Source organism: Allobosea sp. P4_H5, from assembly GCF_056400825.1.
This window is the reverse complement of sequence record NZ_JBFUKM010000018.1, coordinates 78,356-99,514: the sequence shown is the minus strand read 5'-3', so window position 1 is coordinate 99,514 and position 21,159 is coordinate 78,356. Positions and strand designations below refer to the sequence as shown.

22 protein-coding genes, 1 other RNA gene and 1 pseudogene are annotated in these 21,159 nt (G+C 67.9%); 15 read left to right on the top strand and 9 right to left on the bottom strand.

Annotation, left to right across the window (positions count from 1 at the left end; translation table 11 throughout):
• Positions 1–55: 55 nt before the first annotated feature.
• Complete coding sequence (gene rpmH, locus AC1DS0_RS28490; protein ID WP_057189143.1) at positions 56–190, bottom strand: 50S ribosomal protein L34; 135 nt, start codon at positions 188–190, stop codon at positions 56–58.
• 263 nt (positions 191–453) lie between these two features.
• Here rpmH and ffs point away from each other — a divergent pair.
• The 4 genes from ffs (at position 454) to recR (ending at position 3,600) form a co-directional block, all read left to right on the top strand.
• Positions 454–550: signal recognition particle sRNA small type (ffs, locus tag AC1DS0_RS28485), an RNA gene on the top strand.
• Between the two features lie 138 nt (positions 551–688).
• Positions 689–2,545: a DNA polymerase III subunit gamma/tau gene (locus AC1DS0_RS28480; RefSeq protein ID WP_476817579.1), complete on the top strand. Its 1,857-nt coding sequence runs from the start codon at positions 689–691 to the stop codon at positions 2,543–2,545.
• A 19-nt stretch (positions 2,546–2,564) separates the two neighbouring features.
• Positions 2,565–2,888: a YbaB/EbfC family nucleoid-associated protein gene (locus tag AC1DS0_RS28475; RefSeq protein WP_476817578.1), complete on the top strand. Its 324-nt coding sequence runs from the start codon at positions 2,565–2,567 to the stop codon at positions 2,886–2,888.
• Positions 2,889–2,994: 106 nt separating this feature from the next.
• Complete coding sequence (gene recR / locus AC1DS0_RS28470; RefSeq protein ID WP_476817577.1) at positions 2,995–3,600, top strand: recombination mediator RecR; 606 nt, start codon at positions 2,995–2,997, stop codon at positions 3,598–3,600.
• Positions 3,601–3,607: 7 nt separating this feature from the next.
• Here the strand turns inward: recR and AC1DS0_RS28465 are convergent, their stop codons facing one another.
• Positions 3,608–3,895, bottom strand: a complete 288-nt coding sequence (locus AC1DS0_RS28465; RefSeq protein WP_152015954.1) for a hypothetical protein — start codon at positions 3,893–3,895, stop codon at positions 3,608–3,610.
• Between the two features lie 477 nt (positions 3,896–4,372).
• Here AC1DS0_RS28465 and dapD point away from each other — a divergent pair, with 477 nt between their 5' ends.
• Positions 4,373–5,215, top strand: a complete 843-nt coding sequence (gene dapD / locus AC1DS0_RS28460) for a 2,3,4,5-tetrahydropyridine-2,6-dicarboxylate N-succinyltransferase (RefSeq protein WP_476817576.1) — start codon at positions 4,373–4,375, stop codon at positions 5,213–5,215.
• A gap of 20 nt (positions 5,216–5,235) precedes the next feature.
• On the top strand, positions 5,236–5,829 hold the full coding sequence (locus AC1DS0_RS28455) for a hypothetical protein (protein WP_476817575.1): 594 nt from the start codon (positions 5,236–5,238) through the stop codon (positions 5,827–5,829).
• 18 nt (positions 5,830–5,847) lie between these two features.
• Here the strand turns inward: AC1DS0_RS28455 and AC1DS0_RS28450 are convergent, their stop codons facing one another.
• A complete protein-coding gene (locus AC1DS0_RS28450; RefSeq protein WP_476817574.1) occupies positions 5,848–6,402 on the bottom strand; it encodes a DUF1269 domain-containing protein in 555 nt (184 codons plus the stop codon).
• 85 nt (positions 6,403–6,487) lie between these two features.
• Positions 6,488–7,981: an MDR family MFS transporter gene (locus tag AC1DS0_RS28445; protein ID WP_476817606.1), complete on the bottom strand. Its 1,494-nt coding sequence runs from the start codon at positions 7,979–7,981 to the stop codon at positions 6,488–6,490.
• Between the two features lie 161 nt (positions 7,982–8,142).
• Here AC1DS0_RS28445 and AC1DS0_RS28440 point away from each other — a divergent pair, with 161 nt between their 5' ends.
• Positions 8,143–8,520 carry a hypothetical protein gene (locus AC1DS0_RS28440; RefSeq protein ID WP_476817573.1) on the top strand — a complete coding sequence of 126 codons (378 nt, stop codon included), beginning with the start codon at positions 8,143–8,145 and terminating at the stop codon, positions 8,518–8,520.
• A gap of 3 nt (positions 8,521–8,523) precedes the next feature.
• On the opposite strand, the gene AC1DS0_RS28435 is transcribed toward AC1DS0_RS28440, so the two are convergent.
• Positions 8,524–8,976: a winged helix-turn-helix transcriptional regulator gene (locus AC1DS0_RS28435; RefSeq protein ID WP_476817572.1), complete on the bottom strand. Its 453-nt coding sequence runs from the start codon at positions 8,974–8,976 to the stop codon at positions 8,524–8,526.
• A gap of 114 nt (positions 8,977–9,090) precedes the next feature.
• Between AC1DS0_RS28435 and AC1DS0_RS28430 the strand changes: the two genes are divergently transcribed.
• Positions 9,091–10,368: an MFS transporter gene (locus tag AC1DS0_RS28430; protein WP_476817571.1), complete on the top strand. Its 1,278-nt coding sequence runs from the start codon at positions 9,091–9,093 to the stop codon at positions 10,366–10,368.
• A gap of 59 nt (positions 10,369–10,427) precedes the next feature.
• Here AC1DS0_RS28430 and AC1DS0_RS28425 read toward each other — a convergent pair whose 3' ends face one another.
• From AC1DS0_RS28425 to AC1DS0_RS28410, 4 genes are all read right to left on the bottom strand, one after another.
• The gene (locus AC1DS0_RS28425) at positions 10,428–10,916 is read right to left on the bottom strand and encodes a GlcG/HbpS family heme-binding protein (protein WP_476817570.1); all 489 of its coding nucleotides are present in this window, start codon (positions 10,914–10,916) and stop codon (positions 10,428–10,430) included.
• Positions 10,917–11,014: 98 nt separating this feature from the next.
• Complete coding sequence (locus tag AC1DS0_RS28420; protein WP_476817569.1) at positions 11,015–11,623, bottom strand: response regulator transcription factor; 609 nt, start codon at positions 11,621–11,623, stop codon at positions 11,015–11,017.
• Positions 11,620–13,131, bottom strand: a complete 1,512-nt coding sequence (locus AC1DS0_RS28415) for a sensor histidine kinase (protein WP_476817568.1) — start codon at positions 13,129–13,131, stop codon at positions 11,620–11,622. The genes AC1DS0_RS28420 and AC1DS0_RS28415 overlap by 4 nt, the downstream gene beginning before the upstream one ends.
• Before the next feature lie 80 nt (positions 13,132–13,211).
• Positions 13,212–14,186, bottom strand: coding sequence for a sensor histidine kinase (locus AC1DS0_RS28410; RefSeq protein WP_476817567.1), 975 nt, complete (start codon positions 14,184–14,186; stop codon positions 13,212–13,214).
• Positions 14,187–14,386: 200 nt separating this feature from the next.
• Here AC1DS0_RS28410 and AC1DS0_RS28405 point away from each other — a divergent pair, with 200 nt between their 5' ends.
• The 7 genes and pseudogenes from AC1DS0_RS28405 to AC1DS0_RS28375 all read left to right on the top strand — a co-directional run bounded on the left by AC1DS0_RS28405 (position 14,387) and on the right by AC1DS0_RS28375 (position 20,975).
• Positions 14,387–15,190: a DeoR/GlpR family DNA-binding transcription regulator gene (locus AC1DS0_RS28405; protein ID WP_476817566.1), complete on the top strand. Its 804-nt coding sequence runs from the start codon at positions 14,387–14,389 to the stop codon at positions 15,188–15,190.
• A gap of 100 nt (positions 15,191–15,290) precedes the next feature.
• A complete protein-coding gene (gene glpD, locus AC1DS0_RS28400) occupies positions 15,291–16,826 on the top strand; it encodes a glycerol-3-phosphate dehydrogenase (RefSeq protein ID WP_476817565.1) in 1,536 nt (511 codons plus the stop codon).
• Entirely contained in the window at positions 16,823–17,908 is a 1,086-nt protein-coding gene (locus tag AC1DS0_RS28395; protein ID WP_476817564.1) for an ABC transporter ATP-binding protein, read from the top strand. Before glpD ends, AC1DS0_RS28395 begins: the two co-directional genes overlap by 4 nt.
• 1 nt (position 17,909) lies before the next feature.
• The gene (locus tag AC1DS0_RS28390) at positions 17,910–19,004 is read left to right on the top strand and encodes an ABC transporter ATP-binding protein (protein ID WP_476817563.1); all 1,095 of its coding nucleotides are present in this window, start codon (positions 17,910–17,912) and stop codon (positions 19,002–19,004) included.
• Entirely contained in the window at positions 19,001–19,900 is a 900-nt protein-coding gene (locus AC1DS0_RS28385) for a carbohydrate ABC transporter permease (protein WP_476817562.1), read from the top strand. Before AC1DS0_RS28390 ends, AC1DS0_RS28385 begins: the two co-directional genes overlap by 4 nt.
• 29 nt (positions 19,901–19,929) lie before the next feature.
• A pseudogene (locus AC1DS0_RS28380) lies at positions 19,930–20,697 on the top strand (carbohydrate ABC transporter permease); the annotation flags it as partial.
• Positions 20,697–20,975, top strand: a complete 279-nt coding sequence (locus tag AC1DS0_RS28375) for a DUF2160 domain-containing protein (RefSeq protein ID WP_092157416.1) — start codon at positions 20,697–20,699, stop codon at positions 20,973–20,975. The pseudogene AC1DS0_RS28380 and the gene AC1DS0_RS28375, both read left to right, overlap by 1 nt.
• Positions 20,976–21,159: the final 184 nt, after the last annotated feature.

Genomic DNA, 21,159 nt, shown 5'->3' with positions numbered 1-21,159 from the left:
GCGGTTGGCCAGTCTTCCGGAACAGGCGCGCCTGCAACGCGCGCCTTTGGGCTCATCAGGCCGACAGGCGCTTGCGGCCGTGGGCGCGACGAGCGGCAATGACCTTGCGGCCACCCGTGGTCGCCATGCGGGCGCGGTAGCCGTGACGGCGCTTACGCACCAGCTTGCTGGGTTGATAGGTTCTCTTCACGGTCCGTCTCCGGGGCCTTGTTCGGCAGGGCAAGCGCAGCTTTCATGGGAAAGCCGATGCCAGCCAAGCCTGTCATGCAAAAAGGGCCGCGCCGCCCGGTAGGCAGCGCAGGTCGCGGGCTTATGGCGGATGGGGCAGCCTGAGTCAATGCCGAAACGCCTGCGCCGCGCCGTCGCAGCGGCGCTTTTTGCCGCGGACTTGTTTGCCTCGGACTTGTTTGCCTTGGACTTGCGCTCGCGCGCCAAAGCGCCGATATAGCGCCCGGGAGGTTGGCGAGGGACGTCTCACTCGCCAACCCGGTCAGATCCGGAAGGAAGCAGCCGTAACGAGACCGAACGGGTCTTCGTCCAACCTCCTACTTTCGCGCAAGTCCTTCAGCGCAAATCTCGCCGCCCCCGAATGCGCGAGCCTTGGCTTCCCTCACATTCCTGACGCGTTCGCGCCTTCCTATGACAGAGCGGCGTTGACCGGGGCGCCGCGATTGGCGAAAGCAGGGGTATGACCGACGAGACCGTCCCCGCCGACGAGCCGGGTTTCCCCGGCATGGCCCCGGTGCCAGCCCCGGCCGCCGCAGCGCCGGCTGGCTATCGCGTTCTGGCGCGCAAATACCGGCCGGCGCATTTCGGCGACCTGATCGGCCAGGACGCCATGGTCCGGACGCTGACCAACGCCTTCGCCGCAGGCCGCATCCCGCAGGCCTGGATGCTGACCGGCGTGCGCGGTGTCGGCAAGACCACGACGGCGCGCATCCTGGCGCGCGCCCTGAACTACCAGAACGCCGACGGCAGCGGCGCCCCGACCACCGACCTCTCGCAATTCGGCGTGCATTGCCAGGCGATCGTCGAGGGCCGGCACATCGACGTGATGGAGATCGACGCCGCCTCGAACAACGGCGTCGACAATGTCCGCCAGATCAACGACGCGGTGCGCTACGCCCCGGTCTCGGCGCGCTACAAGGTCTACATCATCGACGAGGTCCACATGCTCTCGGGAGGCGCCTTCAACGCCTTCCTGAAGACGCTGGAGGAGCCACCGCCGCACGCCAAGTTCATCTTCGCCACCACCGAGATTCGCAAGGTGCCGGTCACGGTGCTGTCGCGCTGCCAGCGCTTCGACCTGCGCCGCGTCGATGCAGCCCTGCTGGTCGGCCATCTCGACAAGATCTGCCGGGCGGAGGGCATCGAGGCTGAAGAAGAGGCTCTCGCCGCCGTGGCGCGCGCCGCCGAGGGCTCGGTGCGCGATTCGCTCTCGATCCTCGACCAGGCAATCGCCCATGCCGGCGGCAGGATCACGTTGGAGGAGGTCCGCAGCATGCTCGGGCTCTCCGACCGGGCGCGCGTCATCGACCTGTTCGAACTGGTGATGAAGGGCGACATCGCCGGCGCCCTGACCGAGCTACGGGCACAATACGACGCCGGCGCCGATCCGGCGGTGGTGCTCTCCGACCTCGCCGAGTTCAGCCATCTCGTCACCCGCCTCAAGCTCGTGCCGGAGGCGGCCAAGGATAACAGCCTGTCCCAGGCCGAGCGGGTGCGCGGCGCCGATTTTGCCCAGCGCCTGTCGATCCGCGTGCTGGCGCGGGCCTGGCAGATGCTACTGAAGGCCGTCGGCGAGGTCCGCCAGGCCGACCGCCCGGTGATGGCCGCCGAGATGGCGCTGGTGCGCCTCGCCCATGCCGCCGATCTGCCGACGCCGGACGAAGCGCTGAGAATGCTGCGTGACGGCAGCGGAGCTGTCGGCGGCAACGGCGCGCCCGCTCCGCGCCCGCCCTCGGGCGGCGGCGCGACCGCGCTCGCGGCCCGGCCGGTGCTGGCCAGCGCCAATCCGATGCCCGCCGCGGCGCCGGCGGCCCAAATACGGGCCAGCGCCTTGCCGCAACCGCAGAGCTTCGAGGAGGTCGTCGCGCTCGCCTCGCGCCATCGCGACATCACCATGAAGCTGGCACTGGAGCGCGATGTTCGCCTGGTGCGCTTCGAGCAAGGGCGGATCGAGTTCGCCCTGGCCGAGCACGGCAACCGCCTGCTCGCCAACGATCTGTCGAAGCGGCTGAAGGAATGGACCGGCCAGACCTGGCTGGTCGCCATCGTCAATGCCGAGGGCTCGGCGACCATGCGCGAGCAGGCGGTCGCAGCCCGCGACAAGCGCGAAAGCGATGCGGCGAGCCATCCTGCCGTCCGCGCCGTGATGGAGCGCTTCCCGGGCGCGCGCATCGTCGATGTCCGCGATCCCCGTGCGGCGGAAGCCGAAGCGTCCGCCGCTGCTACGAGCGGCGAGGAAGACCTGCCCGAATTCGAGCCGCTCTTTGACGACAGCGAACCCGATTTCGACGGGGTCGAATTCTTGACCGACAACTGACCACAAAGGGAGCGCCGCCATGCGCGACATGATGGGCCTGATGAAACAGGCGCAGGACATGCAGAAGAAGATGGCCGAGATGCAGGCCCAGCTCGATACCCTTGAATTCGAGGGTTCGGCCGGCGGCGGCCTGGTCAAGGTGGTGATGACCGCCAAGAACGTGCTGAAATCGGTGAAGATCGACCCGAGCCTGATGGTTCAGGGCGAGGAGGAGATCCTCGAGGACCTCGTCATCTCCGCCAGCAACGACGCCCGCAACAAGGCCGAGCGGGCCGTGCAGGAGCGGATGGCCGAGATGACCAAGGGCCTGCCGCTTCCCCCCGGCATGCCGAAGCTGTTCTGAAGCAGGCACATCGTCATGCTCGGGCAAGGCCCGGGCATCTCTCGCAAAAGAGCCCTCTTGTCCTGAGATGGCCGGCTCAAGGCCGACCATGCCGCCTTAGAGACCCATGTCCCGCACCATCGCCGGCCCCGAGATCGAGCGCCTGATCCAACTCCTGGCCAAGCTGCCGGGCTTGGGCCCCCGCTCGGCCCGGCGCGCCGCGCTGCATCTCGTCAAGAAGCGCGAGCAATTGCTCGGCCCGCTCTCGGAGGCGATGGCGGTGGCGCGCGAGCGCATCGTCGTCTGCTCGAGCTGCGGCAATGTCGACACCAGCGATCCCTGCGGGCTTTGCCGCGATCCGCGCCGCGACGACGGCCTGATCGTCGTCGTCGCCGATATTGCCGATCTCTGGGCGCTGGAGCGCTCGGGCGCGGTCGGCGGGCGCTATCATGTGCTCGGCGGCGTGCTCTCGGCGCTCGACGGCATTCGGCCCGAGAACCTCTCGCTCGACGCGCTGGTGGCGCGCGCCTCGGAACCTGCGGTGAAGGAAGTGATCCTGGCGCTCAACGCCACGGTCGAGGGCCAGACCACGGCACATTTCATCACCGACCTGCTGGCGCATCTGGAGATCAAGGTGACCAAGCTCGCCCACGGCGTGCCGGTCGGCGGCGAACTCGACTATCTCGACGACGGCACCCTGGCGGCGGCGATCCGGCAGCGTACCGGCTTCTGAGGTCGCCTCAATCGTCCCAGGGCGAGGCGTTCTTGCAGCGGTAGCCGACGAAGCATTGCGGCGTATCGCGAGCGGGCACCCAGGCTGGATAGGTGATCTCGTCGAACTGACAGAAGCTGCGGTCGCGCACGAAGCGGTCATAGGTGTAGCCGCCGGTGCCGAGCACGATCGCGCCATTGGCGAGGACGCTCTGGCGGTTGGCAGCGCAACTCAGCGTCGGCGATTGTGGCCGGCCCTGCGCCTGCACCGCACCAGCGAGACCGAAGACGAAAAGAGCAATCAGGATCCGGGTCATCGTTCGACTCCGCCGCGTTGAGAGCCTCTAACACAATCTGAACCTATCTGGACGCCGGCAATTCGTCCGATCCGCCAGGAGCGGTGTGAAGCCGATACCGTTGGTATCGGCAAGCGCCGCGACGCCGCGGGCGGGCGAATTCCCGGCGCCGAAGGTGGCCTTGGAGGGCCGCCTGCGGCGTCGGATCGACTTGCCGATATCGAAGGATATCGGCTGCGCGTTCCTCCTGGCATTCAGCTCCTCCAAGACCCATCCAGCTAGGTCCAGATTGTGTTAGAGGCTCTTTGCCTGTTCGCATTGTAGCATGGATGGGCCGCCTGCATTCCCGCTTTGCCTTGACGGCGCCGCGGGCTTCCGCCATCGCTCACCCCGTCACGCCCGGGTCCGTCCCGAGCCGCCACGTCTTCCCCTTTTCATCCACGTCTCAAGGCGTGGATGGTCGGCACCAGGCCGACCATGACGAGAGAGAGCCGCTCCATGTCCCTGACCGATCTCGCCGCCACCATCGACGCCGCCTGGGAGAACCGGGCCGAGATCGGCCTCAACACCAAGGGCGCCGTGCGCGATGCCGTCGAGCAGGCGATCGAACTGCTCGATTCCGGCCAGGCGCGCGTTGCCGAGAAGGTCGGCGGCGAGTGGGTCACGAATCAGTGGCTGAAGAAGGCGGTGCTGCTCTCCTTCCGGCTCGCCGACAACGAGATCATGGCGCACGGCCCGGGCGAGGCCGTGTTCTGGGACAAGGTGCCCTCGAAGTTCGCAGGCTGGGGCGAGAACCGCTTCCGCGCCGCAGGCTTCCGCGTCGTGCCGCCGGCCGCCGCGCGCAAGGGCTCCTATCTCGCGCCGAACGTCATCCTGATGCCGTCCTTCGTCAACATCGGCGCCTATGTCGATTCCGGCACCATGGTCGACACCTGGGCGACGGTCGGCTCCTGCGCCCAGATCGGCAAGAACGTCCACCTCTCGGGCGGCGTCGGCATCGGCGGCGTGCTCGAGCCGCTGCAGGCCAACCCGACGATCATCGAGGACAACTGCTTCATCGGCGCCCGCTCCGAGGTGGTCGAGGGCGTGGTGGTCGGCGAGGGTTCGGTGCTCGCCATGGGCGTCTTCATCTCGGCGACGACCAAGATCATCGACCGCGCCACAGGCCAGGTCCATGTCGGCAAGGTGCCGCCCTATTCGGTCGTCGTGGCCGGCTCGCTGCCCGGCAAGCCGCTGAACGACGGCACGCCCGGCCCTTCGCTCTACTGCGCCGTGATCGTCAAGACGGTCGACGCCCAGACCCGCGCCAAGACCGGCATCAACGAACTGCTGCGCGACTGAGGATAGCGGAGGCGGAGCCGATGAAGACGCTTCTGAGCGCCGCTTTCCTCTCCCTGTTCTCCCTGGCGTCTACGACTGCGCAGGCCGAGTCAGTCGCTTTGACCCTGAAGCTCGTCGACGAGGCCGGCAAGCCGCTGGCCGGCCGAGACGTCCGGGTCGCGATCGGCTCGGATACCGAGATCAGCGCGCCCGGCGCCGGGCAGCAGCTCTCCACCGATGCGGGCGGCGTCATCCGCATGCAAGGCGAGGCGGCGATCGATCGCCGCAGCGTCTCCTCGACCAGCATCTATACGCGTCACCCGGCCGAGCATGTCGTCGTCGGGGTCGAGCTCGATCTGATCGGCCGGCGCGCGCTCTACCGGGTCAGGCTCGACCAGACGAAGGCCGGCACGGTCGGCCAGATCAACGCCTTCCTTGCCGGTGCCGGCGGCCGCTTCGACCAGCCGCTCGCCTTCCACGCCGACACGCAGAGCTGGAGCCTGCCCGACGAGCCCGCTGGCCTGCGCCTCTCCGGCATCGGCGCCGAACTCGTGGCGCAGAGCATGACAGGCACGGCCGAGACCGGCCGCACCATCATCCTCACCATCGCCAAGCAGAGCTTCAAACGGCGGTAGCGGAAGCCAATCCTCGACTCAAGCGCCGGGGATCGGATTCGGCGTCGGCTCGGTCGAACCGGGCGCCAACTCCTGCCGCTGTGCGGCCGGCGAAGCCGCGAGCGCATCGCGCAGGGCCTGCTCCTGCGAATGGTCGAGCGAAGTCTTGAGCACGAGCCCGCCGGTGCCCTTGATCGCCTCGAGCACCTTGTCGCCGGTCATCTTCTGGATCAGCACGAAGAGCGCGGCATTGCCCGGCTGCAGATTGGCGGCGAGCTCCTTCATGAAGCCGTCGTTGACGCCATAATCCGTCAGTGCACCGCCGAGCGCGCCCGAGGCCGCACCGATCGCCGCGCCGAAGATCGGCATCAGGAAGATCGCACCGATCAGCAGGCCCCAGAAGCCACCCGACGCCGCACCGAGCGCGGTGGTGTTGAGCAACTGGTTGAGCTTGACCTTGCCGTCCTCGTGCATCACCGCGATCGCAGCATCGCTGATCTGGATTAGGTATTCCTTCTGCAAGCCGAAGAGCTTCTGCCGCATTTCCTCGGCCCGGGCTTCGGTCGGATAGACGATGACGACGAGATCGGACATGGCGCACTCCTCTGACGCGACGAGACAAGCTGCCGCCGCTCTGTGACGGGCTTGCGGCAAACGCGCGACGACGTGGTGCGTTCCGCTACTCGCCCGCCACTTCCTTCGCAGCCGCGAGGGCGGAACCGCGCAGCGGCAACTCCTTCATGCGTAGCAGGAAGAGCAGCGCCAAGGCGAATCCCGCGAAGCTTGCAGCAAAGACATAGCGGAACAGGCCGACCATGGTGGCGCGATCGACGCCGCCGGCCTTGAGCGTCTCGGCCGAGAGCCCGGGGCCGCTGGCGCCGAGCCCGCCGAGCACGATCGCGCCGAAGATGGCGACGATAAGCGCCCCGCCGATCTGGCGGAAGAAATTGGCCGTGCCGGTGACCGTGCCGAGCTGGTGCATCGGCACCGCGTTCTGGATCGAGACGGTCGCGACCGGCAGGAGCATGCCGAAGCCGACGCTGATCAGGGCGAGGACGAGCCCGAAGACCCAGAGCGGCAGCTGGTCGCCATAAGCGATCAGCACGGCGGTGCCGACGAGCGCGAGGCTCAGTCCCGCGACCGGCACGCGCTTGTAATGCGTCAGCTTGCCCATCGCCCGGCCCGAGGAGGTCGCGCCGAAGACGGTGCCGCAGGTCAGCGGGATCAGGCCGAGCCCAGAATTGGCGGCGGACAGACCCGCCACGGTCTCGAAATAGAGCGGCAGGTAGATGGTGAGGCCGATGAAGGTGCCCATGCCGAAGCCGGCGGCGATGGTGGCATTGCGGACCACCGGATTGGCCAGGACCGTCAGCGGGATCAGCGGCTCTTCCGCGCTGCGCAGGCGCCAGGCGAAGCAAAGCCAGAGCAGAACCGAGCCAGCGACCAGCCCGAGGATCGGCGGCGAGCCCCAGGGATAATGCGTGCCGCCCCAGGACAGCGCCAGCAGCAGCGTCATGGTCGCGCCGGTCATCAGCAGCGCGCCGAGCACGTCAAGCTTGTGCGGCCGCTCATGCCGCGGCAGGCGCTGCAGGGCCTTGTCGGTCATCCAATAGGCGCCGAGCCCGAGCGGCAGATTGATCCAGAAGATCACCGACCAGTGCAGCGCCTCGGCGATCATGCCGCCGAGCACCGGCCCGAGCAGCGAGGAGGTGAAGAAGACGCTGGCGAAATAGACCTGGTATTTGCCACGCTCCTTGGGTGGGACCATGTCGCCGACGATCGTCTGCGCCATGGCCATCAAGCCGCCGCCACCGAGCCCCTGCACGAAGCGAGCGGCCACCAGCAGCCAAAGCGACGGCGCCAGCGCGCAGGCGACCGAACCGATCACGAAGATCACGATGCCGCCGAGCATGGTGACGCGCCGGCCATGGATGTCGGCGAACTTGCCGTAGAGCGGGGTCACGGCGGTCGCGGCGAGCAGATAGGCGGTGACGACCCAGGGCAGGTGGGCGACGTCGCCGAGTTCGCGGCCGATCGTCGGCATCGCGGTCGCGACGATGGTCTGGTCGAGCGCCGCCAGGAACATGGCGAGCATGGTCCCGATCAGGATCGACCGGATATCGGCATGGGAAAGCGCCGCCTGCGCCGGCGGCGTCTCGACCCGCTTGTCCATCGACACCTGTCCGTCCTGTGCTTGGGGAATAGCGGAGGATAGTGCCCGGGCCCGCCATGCGCCAGAGTCAGGGACGCAAGGCGGCCGCGAAGTGAGTGCAGCCCTGGATTCGCGCGAGCTGCACGCTGCGGCTAGCATGACGCCTTACGCTGCGAGGGAATATGCGCGCGCTTCTGCTGCTGGCCTTGTTGCCGATGATGCCGACCGCGGCCGAGGCGCTCGAGCTGACCGGCCGCTATGGTTATGCCGGCGAATGGGCGGTGACGGCGACACTCGCCGAGGCGGGGCCTGCCGCCTCCAAGCGCAAGCGCGATTTCGCCGGGCCAATCAACCTGAAGCATCTCGCCTTGTGCGGGCCGGGCGAGATCGCGGAGAAAGCCGGCACGCTCAGCCTGCGGCGTGACGGGCAGCGCTATGCCGCAATGCTGGTGATCGGCGAGGAGAGCTGCGCGGTGACCGGCACCCTGGCCGAGGACGGCGTCGCCTTTGCCGACTGCGGCAAGGCCGGAAAAATCCCGCTCAGGCTCTGGCTGAAATAGGGTTCAGCCCGTCTCCATTACCTTCAGGATCATCGCGCCATCCGCATCGATCGGCCTGCCGTCCTCGGTCTGCACGGTCAGCGTGACCTTGCGGCCGCTGTCACGCTCGATCAGCGAGGAATGCTGCTCGCCCGGCCCGAACAGGTGCTGTTCTCCCCATTGCCTGAGCGCCACCATCACCGGGAAGAGATCGCGGCCCTTGGCGGTCAGCCGATATTCCTGCCTGGTGCCACCGGCCGCTGCCGGGACGGCTTCGAGGATGCCGCGCGCGGTCAGCGTGCGCAGCCGCTCGGACAGGATGTTGCGGGCGATGCCGAGGCTCTTCTGAAACTCGCTGAAGCGGGTCATGCCGTCGAAGGCGTCGCGCACGATCAGCAGCGACCACCAGTCGCCGATCGCGTCCAGCGCCCGCGCGCTCGGGCAATAATCGCTGACCAGGCTGCGGCGCTTCACCATCGCTGCGGTGTTCTCCTCAAGGCTCCGTGATCGACCTTTCGGTTGCAAGATAAAACCGACACCGCTACACCGCAATGAGTTTCATTATGAAACTTGTATAGCGGAGACCTGCCCATGCGACTGGATCTCGAGGCGGCGCCGACCGGCGCCGCGAGCGCCGACGCACGCCCATCATCCCCCCATCCGACAACGCCGCTCTCAGCCGGCATGATCCTACTCTTTGCGGTGGCGAGCGGGCTCGCCGTCGCCAACGCCTATTTCGCCCAACCGCTGCTCGACATCATCGCCGACGATCTCAAGCTGTCGCGCGCCACGGTCGGCCTCGTCGTCGGCGCGACGCAACTCGGCTACGGGCTCGGGCTGATCCTGCTGGTGCCGCTCGGCGACCTCGTCGACCGGCGCAAGCTCGTCGTGCTGCAATCGCTGCTTTCGGTCGCCGCACTGATCTGCGTCGCCTTCTCCGTCTCCGGCGCGATGCTGCTGGCGGCGATGGCGGCAATGGGCTTCCTCGCCGTGGTGACCCAGGCCTTCGTCGCCTATGCCGCGAGCCTCGCTAAGCCGGAGGAGCGCGGCCAGGTCGTCGGCTCGGTCACCAGCGGGATCGTGCTCGGCATCCTGCTCGCCCGCGCCATTGCCGGCGCGATGGCCGATATCTCGGGCTGGCGTGCGGTCTACCTGCTTTCGGCGGGAGCGACGCTGATCATCGCCGCGATCCTGCTCCGGGCGCTGCCGGCCGAGCGCAAGTCGCCGACGCGACTCTCCTATCCGCAGCTGATCGGCTCGCTCTTCACCCTGTTCCGGCAGGAGCGGGTGCTCCAGATCCGAGCGATCATCGCCATGCTGATCTTCGCCGACGTCACCACGCTGCTGACGCCGCTGGTCCTGCCGCTCGCCGCTCCGCCCTTCTCGCTGTCGCATACGGCGATCGGCCTGTTCGGCCTCGCCGGGGCGGCGGGCGCGCTCGGCGCGGCGCGGGCCGGCGCCTGGACCGATCGCGGCCACGGCCAGCGCCTCACCGGCATCGCGCTGGCGCTGATGCTGTTCGCCTGGCTGCCGATCGGATTGCTGCCGCAGTCGATCCTCTTCCTGATCGCCGGCGTCCTGATCCTCGATTTCGGCCTGCAGGCCGTGCACGTCACCAATCAGGCGATGATCTACCGGGTCCGACCGGAGGCGCAGAGCCGGCTGACGGCCGGATACATGGTGTTCTATTCGATCGGCAGCGCGCTGGGATCGTCGAGCTCGACGCTGGTCTACGCGCAGGCCGGCTGGACCGGCGTCAGCCTGCTGGGCGCAGGTATCGCCGCCGTCGCGCTCATCTTCTGGGCGGCGACGCTGAAGACAATGCCGATCGAAGCGACGCGGGCCGTGACGGCGAAACCTGCCGCCTGAAACGATCAGGGCCGCTGCCTTGAGGCAGCGGCCCTGACGCCCCCCTCACCGAGGACCGGTCACTTCAGCTTGGCAGCGATCGCCTGCAGGCCGGCATTGGCACATTCTTCGTCGAGGTGGCCGCCCGGAGCGCCGCCGACGCCGACCGCAGCGATGACCTCGTCACCGACCTTCACCGGCACGCCGCCGCCGAGCAGCAGGAAGCCGGGGATGTGGACGAGATTGCGGGCGCCGGCATTGTTGGCGGCAGCCTCGGCCATGGCGCCGGTGTTGTTCTTGGCGGACACCGAGGTGAAGGCCTTGGCGCGCGCCGCTTCGATGGTGTGCGGGCCGGCGCGGTCGGCGCGGATGGTGGCGAGCACGACGCCGCCACGGTCGACCACGGTCGCGGCGACGTTAAAGTTCTTGGCGGCGCAGGCGGCGACGATCGCCTGGGCGAGCTCGACGGCGAGTGCGGTCGGCAAAGCGCGGACCTGGGCGACCTGGGCCTGGGCGAGCGTCGGCAGGGCGATGGCGGCAGACATGATGGCGAGACGGGCGAACGACATGACGATCCCTCTGGTGACCACCGTTTTGGTGTGAGGGGACAATGCCGAAGCCGGCGTCGCGCTTGCATCCGGGCGATAAACGCAAAGCCTACGTAGTTCTACCGATCGGCGCCGACGAGGTGCAGCCGGACCATCTCGGCGACAGAGGTCGTCTCCAGCTTCTCGGCAATGTGGGCGCGGTGTGTGTCGACTGTGCGCGGCGAGATCGACAGCGCCCGCGCGATCTCCTTGGTCGAGCGCCCCTCGGCGATCAGAGCAAGGATCTCGGCCTCGCGCTGTGACAGACGGCCGAGCCTCTCTCGCGACGAAGCGCTGCCGCTCTCGGCCGCGAGCATGCCGTCGAGCGTCGCCAGCGCTGCCTGCACGGTGTCGATCAGCACCTGCTCGTCGACCGGCTTGGTCAGGAAATCGGCCGCGCCGTTGCGGAAGGCGGCGCGGCAGGCCTCGACATCGCCATGGCCGGTGATGACGACGACCGGCCAGCGGCAGCGGGCGGCAGCGAGCCGTTCCTGCAGCTTCAGCCCGGTCAGGCGCGGCATGCGGATATCGGTGACGATGCAACCCGGCGCCAGGCCCGGTAGTGCCTCCAGAAAGGCGGCGCCGTCGGCATGCGGCTGGACCTCAAGCCCCACGGTCCGCAACAGGAAGCTCAGTGCCTCGCGCACCTCCCAGTCGTCATCGATCAGATGGACAAGCTGCCGGCTCATTCGGCCGCCTTCTGCCGGGCGTCAGCGGCGATGTGCGGCAGGCGGACGCTAAAGACCGCTCCGCCCTCGGCGGAATTCTCCGCCGCGAGCGTTCCGTCGAAGCGCTCGACGAGCCGGACGCAGAGGGCAAGACCGAGACCCAGGCCCGCCGGCTTGGTGGTGAAGAAGGGCTCGAACAGGCGCGCCTGCGCTTCCGATGACAGGCCCGGGCCACTGTCGCGGACCGCGAGTACGGCGTCGTTCCCTTGCGTGCCGACTTCGATGGTCACGCTGCGCTCGCGATCGCGGCCTTCGACCGCCTCCAGCCCGTTGCGGGCGAGGTTGAAAACGACCTGTTCGAGCTGGACCCGGTCGGCCCGCACCAGCGGCCGGCTGCCATCACCGGTGACGCGCAGCGTTGCGCCCACGGCCTGCGCGTTCGCCGCGAGGAGATGGACGACCTCGCCGGCGAGCTCGGTCAGGTCGACCGTCTCGACGACGGGCTCGGATTTGCTGATCCAGGCGCGCAGCCGCCCGAGGATATCGCCGGCGCGGCGGGCATTGCGCGCAATCGCCTCGAAGGCGCCCGCCAGCACCGCCTGATCCGCATCGGACTGGGCCAGCAGGCGTCGCCCGGCCTGGGCCTGGCCGAGGATCGCAGTCAAGGGCTGCGTCAGCTCGTGGGCAATACCGGAGGCAAGCTCGCCCATGGCGTTGACCCGCCCGGCATGGGCGAGGCGGGCATCCTGCTCGGCCAGCACCGCCTTGCGCGCGGCGCCGCGCGCGGCACTGCGGGCTTCGAGCAGACGGTCGATCAGCAACGCGGCCAACGCAACGAGCACAGCTGCCAGCATCAGGAAGGCCGGAGGCGGCAGCGGCCAGCCTGGCACGCTCGTCGTCAGCGTCAGGCGCAGCGGCTGGGTCCGGCTGGCGATGTCGGCGCTGAAGGCGCCTGCCGGCTCGTCGAGCGCACGACCTTGCTCGATCAGTTGCAGCTGGACCCGTGCCCCCTCCGGCAGCGGCGTGTCGCTGGCAGAAAGCCTGTTCATGTCGATGATGAGGGCGAGCGCATAGTGGCCGGCGCCGTCGGTGAGCGCGCGCTTGACCAGAAGCAGCTTGTTGCCGCCGTCGAGGGCACGGGTGCGCAAGTTCGAGCCGACCGCCTGCCGCGCCTCCTCCGCGACGACTGCCGGATCGGCTACGTCGAGCAGCGAGCGCGGCGGATTCAGCGCGAGATCGACGACATCGATGCCGACGATACGCGGATAGAAGCGGACGATGCTGGCCGCGACCTGCTCGACGGTCGCGACCGGCGCCGGCTCGGCCGCCTGCACCAGCGCCGACAGGCTGGTCAGATGGGTGTCGTGCTGGTCGGCCCGCTGCGAGATCAAGCGATGCAGCGTGCGTCCGGCCTCGTCCAGCGCGGCGGCGTCATGGCTGCGCCGGTTCAGCGAATAGGCGGCGCAGGCGAGCCCGAACGCGACGAGACCCGCGATGAGGATGGCGGCGCGGCGCGACCTCCTCAGCATCAGCGTGTCGACCTCCTGCCGGAACCTGCCGGCAAGACTAGCCGGTTTCGCGCCGCCATACAGTGGGCGACTATCGGCGGCTAGCCCTCGGCCAGCGCCGCGGTCGGCGCGTCGAGCGAAAGCGCGATGCCCTCAGGCGCGAAATCGATCTTCGCGGTACCGCCGAGATAGCTGCCGAGCACCTTCTCGATCATCTGCGAGCCGAAGCCGCGCCGCTGCGGCGCCGTCACCGGTGGCCCGCCGCTCTCCTGCCAGCGGAAGTGGAACTCGCCGCCCTGATTGCGCCAGGAGACGTCGACATGGCCGCCCTCCTGCGAGAGCGCGCCGTACTTCACGGCATTGGTCCCGAGCTCATGCAGCGCGAGCGCCATCGCCAGCGCGCATTTCGAGGAGAGCGTCACCGAGGGGCCGTCGACTGCGAGGCGCCCGCCGGAGCGGTGCGGCGACAGCACGACCTCGACCAGTTGCCTGAGATCGGCGCCATGGCGGCTCGCCATCATCAGCACATCCTGCGCCGCGGCCAGTGCCTGCAAGCGGTCGGAAAGACGGCGCTTGACCATATCGAGCGGCTCGTCGGAGCCGCGCAGCGACTGGTTGACGATGCCGGAGACCATGGCGAGCAGATTCTTGATGCGATGGTTCAATTCGCCTGCGAGCAGGCGGTAGCGCTCCTCGCCGGCATGCATCTGCGTGATGTCGCGCGAGACCGAGAGGATCGCCTCGGGCTTTCCGTCCGAAGCGACGATCGGCGAGACCTGCACATCCCAATAACGTGCATTGCCGGCGGCGGTCGCGGCCATGCCCTGGAAACGGGCACTGCCGCCGGCCTGCGCCGCGGCGAGCGCCGCCTGGGCTTCGAGCTTGCCGGCGCCGTCCCAGAGGTCGACCCAGAATGTGCCGCGGATCGGCTCGAAATCGGCGATCTCCAGGCCGCGCAGGCCACCCTCGCTCAGGAACTCGATCCGGCCCTGCAGATCGAGCACCTTGATGCAGTCGTCAGACGCCGCCAGCACGGCGCGCAGGAAACGGGCATCCTTGTCGAGCTGTGTCGGCACAGGCGGGGCCTTCGGGTCGGGGGTGAAGACGATACAGTTCGACCGCTAGCGCAGTGTCTGTCAAACGCGCATGTCTTTTGACAGGGTTGCGCATCGCGAGTGCGTTCGGCAGCGCCCGCGATCGTTAGCCGCCGAACTTGACACGGTTGACGCTGCCGGCTGGCGCGGTCAGCTTGGCGCCACGTCACGAGGAGCCGGATATGGAGAGCATAACGCCACGCCAGCGCGAGATCGTGGCGCTGGCCAGGGCGCAGGGACGTGTCAATGTCGAGGATCTCGCGGCGCGCTACGAGGTCAGCGCCCAGACCATCCGCAAGGACCTGAACCAGCTCTGCGACCAGCGCATAATGTCGCGTGTGCATGGCGGGGCCGTGGTCGCGTCCGGGGTCGAGAACCTAGCCTATGAGGCGCGCCGCTTCATCGCCCGCGACGAGAAAGCGGCGATTGGCCGGGCGGCGGCGGCGCTGATCCCGAACGACGCCTCGCTCTTCATCAATATCGGCACCACGACCGAGGAGGTGGCGCGCGCACTGTCGGACCATCACGGCCTGCTCGTCATCACCAACAACCTGCATGTCGCGACGCTGCTCTACCCACATCAGAACATCGAGGTGATCGTCGCCGGCGGACCGGTCCGGCGCTCCGATGGCGGCGTGATCGGCGCCGCCGCCGTCGACCTGATCCGCCAGTTCAAGGTCGACTATGCCGTGATCGGCACGTCCGCCATCGATGAGGAGGGCGCGCTGCTCGATTTCGACTATCGCGAGGTCCGCGTCTCGCAGGCGATCATCGAGAACGCCCGGCAATGCCTGCTCGTCGCCGACAGCACCAAGTTCGAGCGCTCCGCCCCCGTGCGCATCGGCCATCTGCGCGATGTCGACGTCTTCGTCACGGATCGGCTCGGCCCGCCGCCCTTGCGCGAGCTCTGTCTCAGCGAGGGCATCAGCGTGGTCGAAACCGAAACGCTGGCGGAGTCAGCCCTCCGCACCGAAAGCGAAAGCTAGAATTTTCGCTTTCGCTTTCGTTTTCCCGTTGCACGCAAGAAAATCACGCTCTACCGTGCGTTGAAGAGGCACTCGCAGGAGTGCCTGCGGGAGGGATCGCGTGACGGCTCCGGTGTTCGACATCGCCATCATCGGCGGCGGCGTGAACGGTTGCGGCATTGCGCGCGATGCGGCGGGGCGCGGCGCCTCGGTCGTGCTGTTCGAGCAGGGCGATCTTGCCAGCGCGACCTCCTCGGCTTCGACCAAGCTGATCCATGGCGGCTTGCGCTATCTCGAGCACTACGAGTTCCGGCTGGTGCGCGAAGCGCTGACCGAGCGCGAGGTGATGTGGCGCGCCGCACCGCACATCATCCGGCCCCTACGCTTCGTGCTGCCGCATCATGCGGGCCTCAGGCCCTGGTGGATGCTGCGGCTCGGCCTCTTCCTCTACGACCATCTCGGCGGCCGCAAGCTGCTGCCGGCGACCCGTTCGCTCGACCTCAAGCGCGACGCCGCCGGCGAGCCGCTGCAGCCGCGCTTCGACCGCGCCTTCGAATATTCCGATTGCTGGGTCGAGGATGCCCGCCTCGTCGTGCTCAACGCCCGCGATGCGGCCGAGCACGGCGCCAAAATCCTGCCGCGCACCAAGGTGATCGGCGCCCGCCGCCAGGGCGATCTCTGGGTGGTCACGACCGAAGGTCCCGACGGCGTCCGGGCCGAGACCAGCGCTCGCGTGCTGGTCAACGCTGCCGGTCCCTGGGTCGCCGACGTGCTGAACGGCATCGTCTCCAGCAACCGTCCGGCCTCGGTGCGGCTGGTCCAGGGCAGCCATATCGTGGTGCCGCGCCTGTTCGAGCACGAGCGCTGCTACATCTTCCAGAACGCAGACGGCCGCATCATCTTCGCCATCCCCTATGAGGGCGACCTGACCCTGATCGGCACCACCGACAAGGACTATGAGGGCGATCCGGCCAAGGTCGCCGCCAGCGAGGACGAGATCGCCTATCTCTGCGCCGCGGCGGGCGAATATTTCCGCAAGCCGATCAAGCGCGAGGACGTGGTCTGGACCTATTCCGGCGTGCGCCCGCTCTATGACGATGGCGCCAGCAAGGCGCAGGAGGCGACGCGCGACTATGTGCTGACGCTGGACGAGCCGGCGGGCTCTGCGCCGCTGCTCTCGGTCTTCGGCGGCAAGATCACCACCGCCCGGCGGCTTGCCGAGGCGGCGGTCGAGAAACTGTCCGCCGCCGTGCCGGCGCTGCGCGCGCCGTCCTGGACCGCCGCGGCGCATCTGCCCGGCGGCGACTTCCCGGTCGAGAGCTTCGAGGGGCTGGTCGAACGCATCTCTGCCCCCCGCCCCTGGCTCGACCGCAAGCTGGCGCGACGGCTCGCCCGTGCCTATGGCACTCGCGCGGAAACCCTGCTCGAAGGCGCCAAGGCGATGGCCGATCTCGGCCGCGTCTTCGGCGCCGACCTGACCGAGCGCGAAGTCGCCTGGCTGATGAGCCAGGAATGGGCCGTGAGCGCCGAGGACGTGCTGTTCCGGCGCAGCAAGCTCGGCCTGCGCTTTTCACTCGAACAGCGTCAGTCGCTCGGTGAGTACATGGCGGCGAAAGCCGCACCGGCCGTACCGCACCAGATGGAGGCGCGGGGATGAGCCTGACCCTCGACCGTCTCAGCCTGACCCGTGGCGCGCAAACCCTGCTCGCCGACATCTCGCTGACACTGGAGAGGGGTTCGCTCAACGTGCTGCTCGGCGCGACGCTCGCCGGCAAGACCTCGCTGATGCGCCTGATGGCCGGACTCGATGCACCGAGCAGCGGCAAGGTCGTGGTCGAGGGCCGCGACGTCACCGGGCTGCCGGTGCAGAAGCGCAATGTCGCGATGGTCTACCAGCAGTTCATCAACTACCCCGCGCTGTCGGTCTACGAGAACATCGCCTCGCCCTTGCGCGTCGCCGGCCTGCCGGGGAGCGAGATCGACGCTCGAGTGAAGAGCGCAGCGGCGCTGCTGCGGCTCGAGCCCTATCTCCAGCGCAAGCCGCTCGAACTCTCCGGCGGCCAGCAGCAGCGCACCGCGATCGCCCGCGCACTGGTCAAGCGGGCCGAGCTTGTCCTGCTCGACGAGCCACTCGCCAATCTCGACTACAAATTGCGCGAGGAACTGCGCGAGGAATTGCCACGCATCTTCGCCGAATCCGGCGCAATCTTCGTCTACGCCACCACCGAGCCGAGCGAGGCGCTCCTGCTCGGCGGCAACACCGCGACGCTGTTCCAGGGCAAGGTCACCCAGTTCGGCCCGACCGCGCAGGTCTATCGCCAGCCTGACGACCTCGTCACCGCGCAGGTCTTCTCCGACCCGCCGCTCAACACGCTTGCCGGCACCAAGCAGGGCGGCGAGGTCCGACTCTCGACCGGCCAGAGCATCCCGGCGAGCGGCGCCTTCGCCGGCGTACCCGACGGCGCCTACACGCTCGGCTTCCGCGCCCATCACCTTGCGCTCGACGTGCTGCCGGCGCCGGCGATCGAACTCATGGCGACCGTCTCCGTCTCCGAGATCACCGGCTCGGAATCCTATGTCCATCTCGATGTCGGCACCCATCGCCTGGTCGCGCTGGTGCCGGGCGTGCGGCGCCTGGAGCCGGGCACAGCAGTGACCGCCTGGCTCGATCCTGCCAGAATCTTCCTGTTCGATGCTGCCGGCGGGCTCGCTGCGGCAGCTCCGGCAAAGGCGGCGTGACATGGCCAGGATCACGCTCGACAAGCTGGCCCACTCCTACAAGCCCGATCCACAGGGGCCGCAGGACTATGCCCTGCGCGAGGTCGACCATGTCTGGCGCCAGGGCGGCGCCTATGCGCTGCTCGGCCCCTCCGGCTGCGGCAAGACCACGCTGCTCAACATCATCTCCGGCCTCGTCGTGCCGACGGCCGGGCGCATCCTGTTCGACGACAAGGACGTGACGCAGCTGCCCACAGAGGCACGCAACATCGCCCAGGTCTTCCAGTTCCCGGTCGTCTACGACACGATGACCGTGCGCGAGAACCTCGCCTTCCCCCTGAAGAACCGCGGCGTCGCGCGGGGCGAGATCGAGGCCCGCGTCGCCGAGATCGCCGGCCTGCTCGACTTAGGCCAGGCGCTCGACCGCAAGGCGAGCCGGCTCGGCGCCGACGCCAAGCAGAAAATCTCGCTCGGGCGCGGGCTCGTTCGGCCCGATGTCGCCGCTATCCTGTTCGACGAGCCGCTGACGGTCATCGACCCGCATCTGAAATGGCAGCTGCGCTCGATGCTGAAGGAGCTGCACAGCAAGCTCGACCTCACCATGATCTACGTCACTCACGACCAGACGGAGGCGCTGACCTTCGCCGACACGGTAGTGGTGATGCATGATGGCGGGGTGGTGCAGACCGGCACGCCGGAGGAACTGTTCCAGCACCCGGCCCACACCTTCGTCGGCCATTTCATCGGCTCGCCCGGCATGAACGTGCTGCCCTGCAAGGTCGAAGGCTCACGAGCGAACCTCGCCGGGCAGGAGATCGCGCTGACCAGGCACTATCCCGCACTCACCGGCAAGGTCGAACTCGGCATCCGGCCGGAATATGCGACGCTCGCTCCTGGTGGAGCCGGGCTGCCGGTCAGGATCGCCAGGATCGACGATATCGGCCGCGCTCGCATCGCCCGCGTCGAGCTCGATGGCCTCAAGCTCGCCGCGAGCGTGCCGGAGGGCGCGAGCTTCGATGGCGATCAGGCGGCGCTCGCGCTGCAGGCCCGCCAGATCCACATCTACAGCGACGGGCATCTGGTGAAGGGTGAAGCGCTTCCGGGAGGCCAGCCATGAAGCCGGTCAACCAGAAAGCCTGGCTCCTCGTCCTGCCGGTGCTGCTGATCGTCGCCTTCTCGGCGGTGATCCCGCTGATGACCGTGGTGAATTATTCCGTCCAGGATTCCTTCGGCAACAACCAGTTCTTCTGGAACGGCGTCGGCTGGTTCACCGAACTGCTCGATCCCAAGAGCGATCTCGGCTCGCGCTTCTACGACTCACTCTGGCGCAACCTCGCCTTCTCGGGAATCATCCTCGCCATCGAGATCCCGCTCGGCATCCTCGTCGCACTGTCGATGCCGCGCGAGGGCTGGACGGTCTCGGCCACCCTCGTGCTCATGGCGCTGCCGCTGCTGATCCCGTGGAACGTCGTCGGCACGATCTGGCAGATCTTCGCGCGCGGCGACATCGGCCTGTTCGGGGCCGCGATCAACGGGCTCGGCATCCGCTACAACTACGTCTCCGACCCGGTGGCGGCCTGGATCACCATCGTCGTGATGGATGTCTGGCACTGGACCTCGCTGGTCGCGCTGCTCTGCTATGCCGGCCTGAAGTCGATCCCGGACGCCTATTACCAGGCGGCGCGCATCGACGGCGCCTCGCGTTGGGCCGTGTTCCGCACCATCCAGCTGCCGAAGATGAGCCGCGTACTGCTGATCGCCGTGCTGCTGCGCTTCATGGACTCGTTCATGATCTATACCGAGCCCTTCGTCGTCACCGGTGGCGGGCCCGGCAATTCGACGACCTTCCTGTCGATCGAACTGGTCAAGCTCGCTCTCGGCCAGTTCGACCTCGGCAAGGCGGCGGCGCTCTCGATCGTCTACAATCTGATCATCCTCGCGGTGTGCTGGGTGTTCTACACGGTGATGACCGCGGCCGATGCGCGGGCCGACTCCGAAGTGGGGAGGGGTTGATGCGCGGCGGCCGGCTGATCCTTGCCCTCTACCTGATCGCGCTGATGTTGCCGATCTACTGGCTCGTCAACATGAGCTTCAAGACCAACACCGAGATCACCAGCCAGCTGACGCTCTGGCCGCACCGCTTCACGATCGACAATTACGTCAAGATCTTCACCGATCCGAGCTGGTACAACGGCTACATCAACTCGCTGCAATATGTGGCGCTGAATACCCTGCTCTCACTCGCCTTCGCGCTGCCGGCAGCCTACGCCTTCTCGCGCTACCGCTTCCTCGGCGACAAGCACCTGTTCTTCTGGCTGCTCTCGAACCGCATGGCGCCGCCGGCGGTGTTCGCGCTGCCGTTCTTCAATCTCTATTCGGCGATCGGGCTGTTCGACACGCCGCTCGCCGTCGCTCTCGCGCATTGCCTGTTCAACGTGCCGCTGGCGGTCTGGATCCTCGAAGGCTTCATGTCCGGCGTGCCGCGCGAGATCGACGAGACCGCGGCCATTGACGGCTATTCCTTCCCGCGCTTCTTTACGAAGATCTTCATGCCGCTGATCGCGTCCGGCATCGGCGTCGCCGCCTTCTTCTGCTTCATGTTCTCCTGGGTCGAACTGCTGCTGGCGCGCACGCTGACCAGCGTCAGCGCCAAGCCGATCGCGGCGACCATGACCCGCACCGTCTCGGCCGCCGGCATGGACTGGGGGGTGCTCGCAGCGGCGGGCGTACTGACGCTGATCCCCGGCGCGCTCGTGATCTGGTTCGTCCGCAACTACATCGCCAAGGGCTTCGCCCTGGGGAGGGTGTGATGGAACTCAACTGGATGGCCTGGACCTGGCAGACCGGCGTCTTCTTCGCTGGCATCGCCAGCCTGCTCCTGATCCTGACCCTGCTCGCGGTGTTCCGGCCCGAGACCGAGCGGGTCGGCGTGCTCGGCATCGCCACCACCCGCGGCGACCGGCTCTTCATCTCGCTGCTCGGCAGCGCCTTCATTCACCTCGCCTGGCTCGGGATCGTCGGCCAGCCGCTGTGGTGGGCTTCCGGCCTCGCGCTCCTCTATGCCGCGGCGGTGTTCCGCTTCGTCTGAGAAGGCCAGAGCAGGAGGCGAAAAAGTGGGAACCGGTTTTTTGCATCGGCTCCTGCTCTGACTTCCAGGTGGGAGACGGATTCAGCTTTCAGGAAAAATCGCAGGGCGATCTTTCCTGAAAGCATCCGGCTCCGGCCCAAGAACAAGAAACGACCGACCCGGAAGAACGGGCGGCACCCCAAGG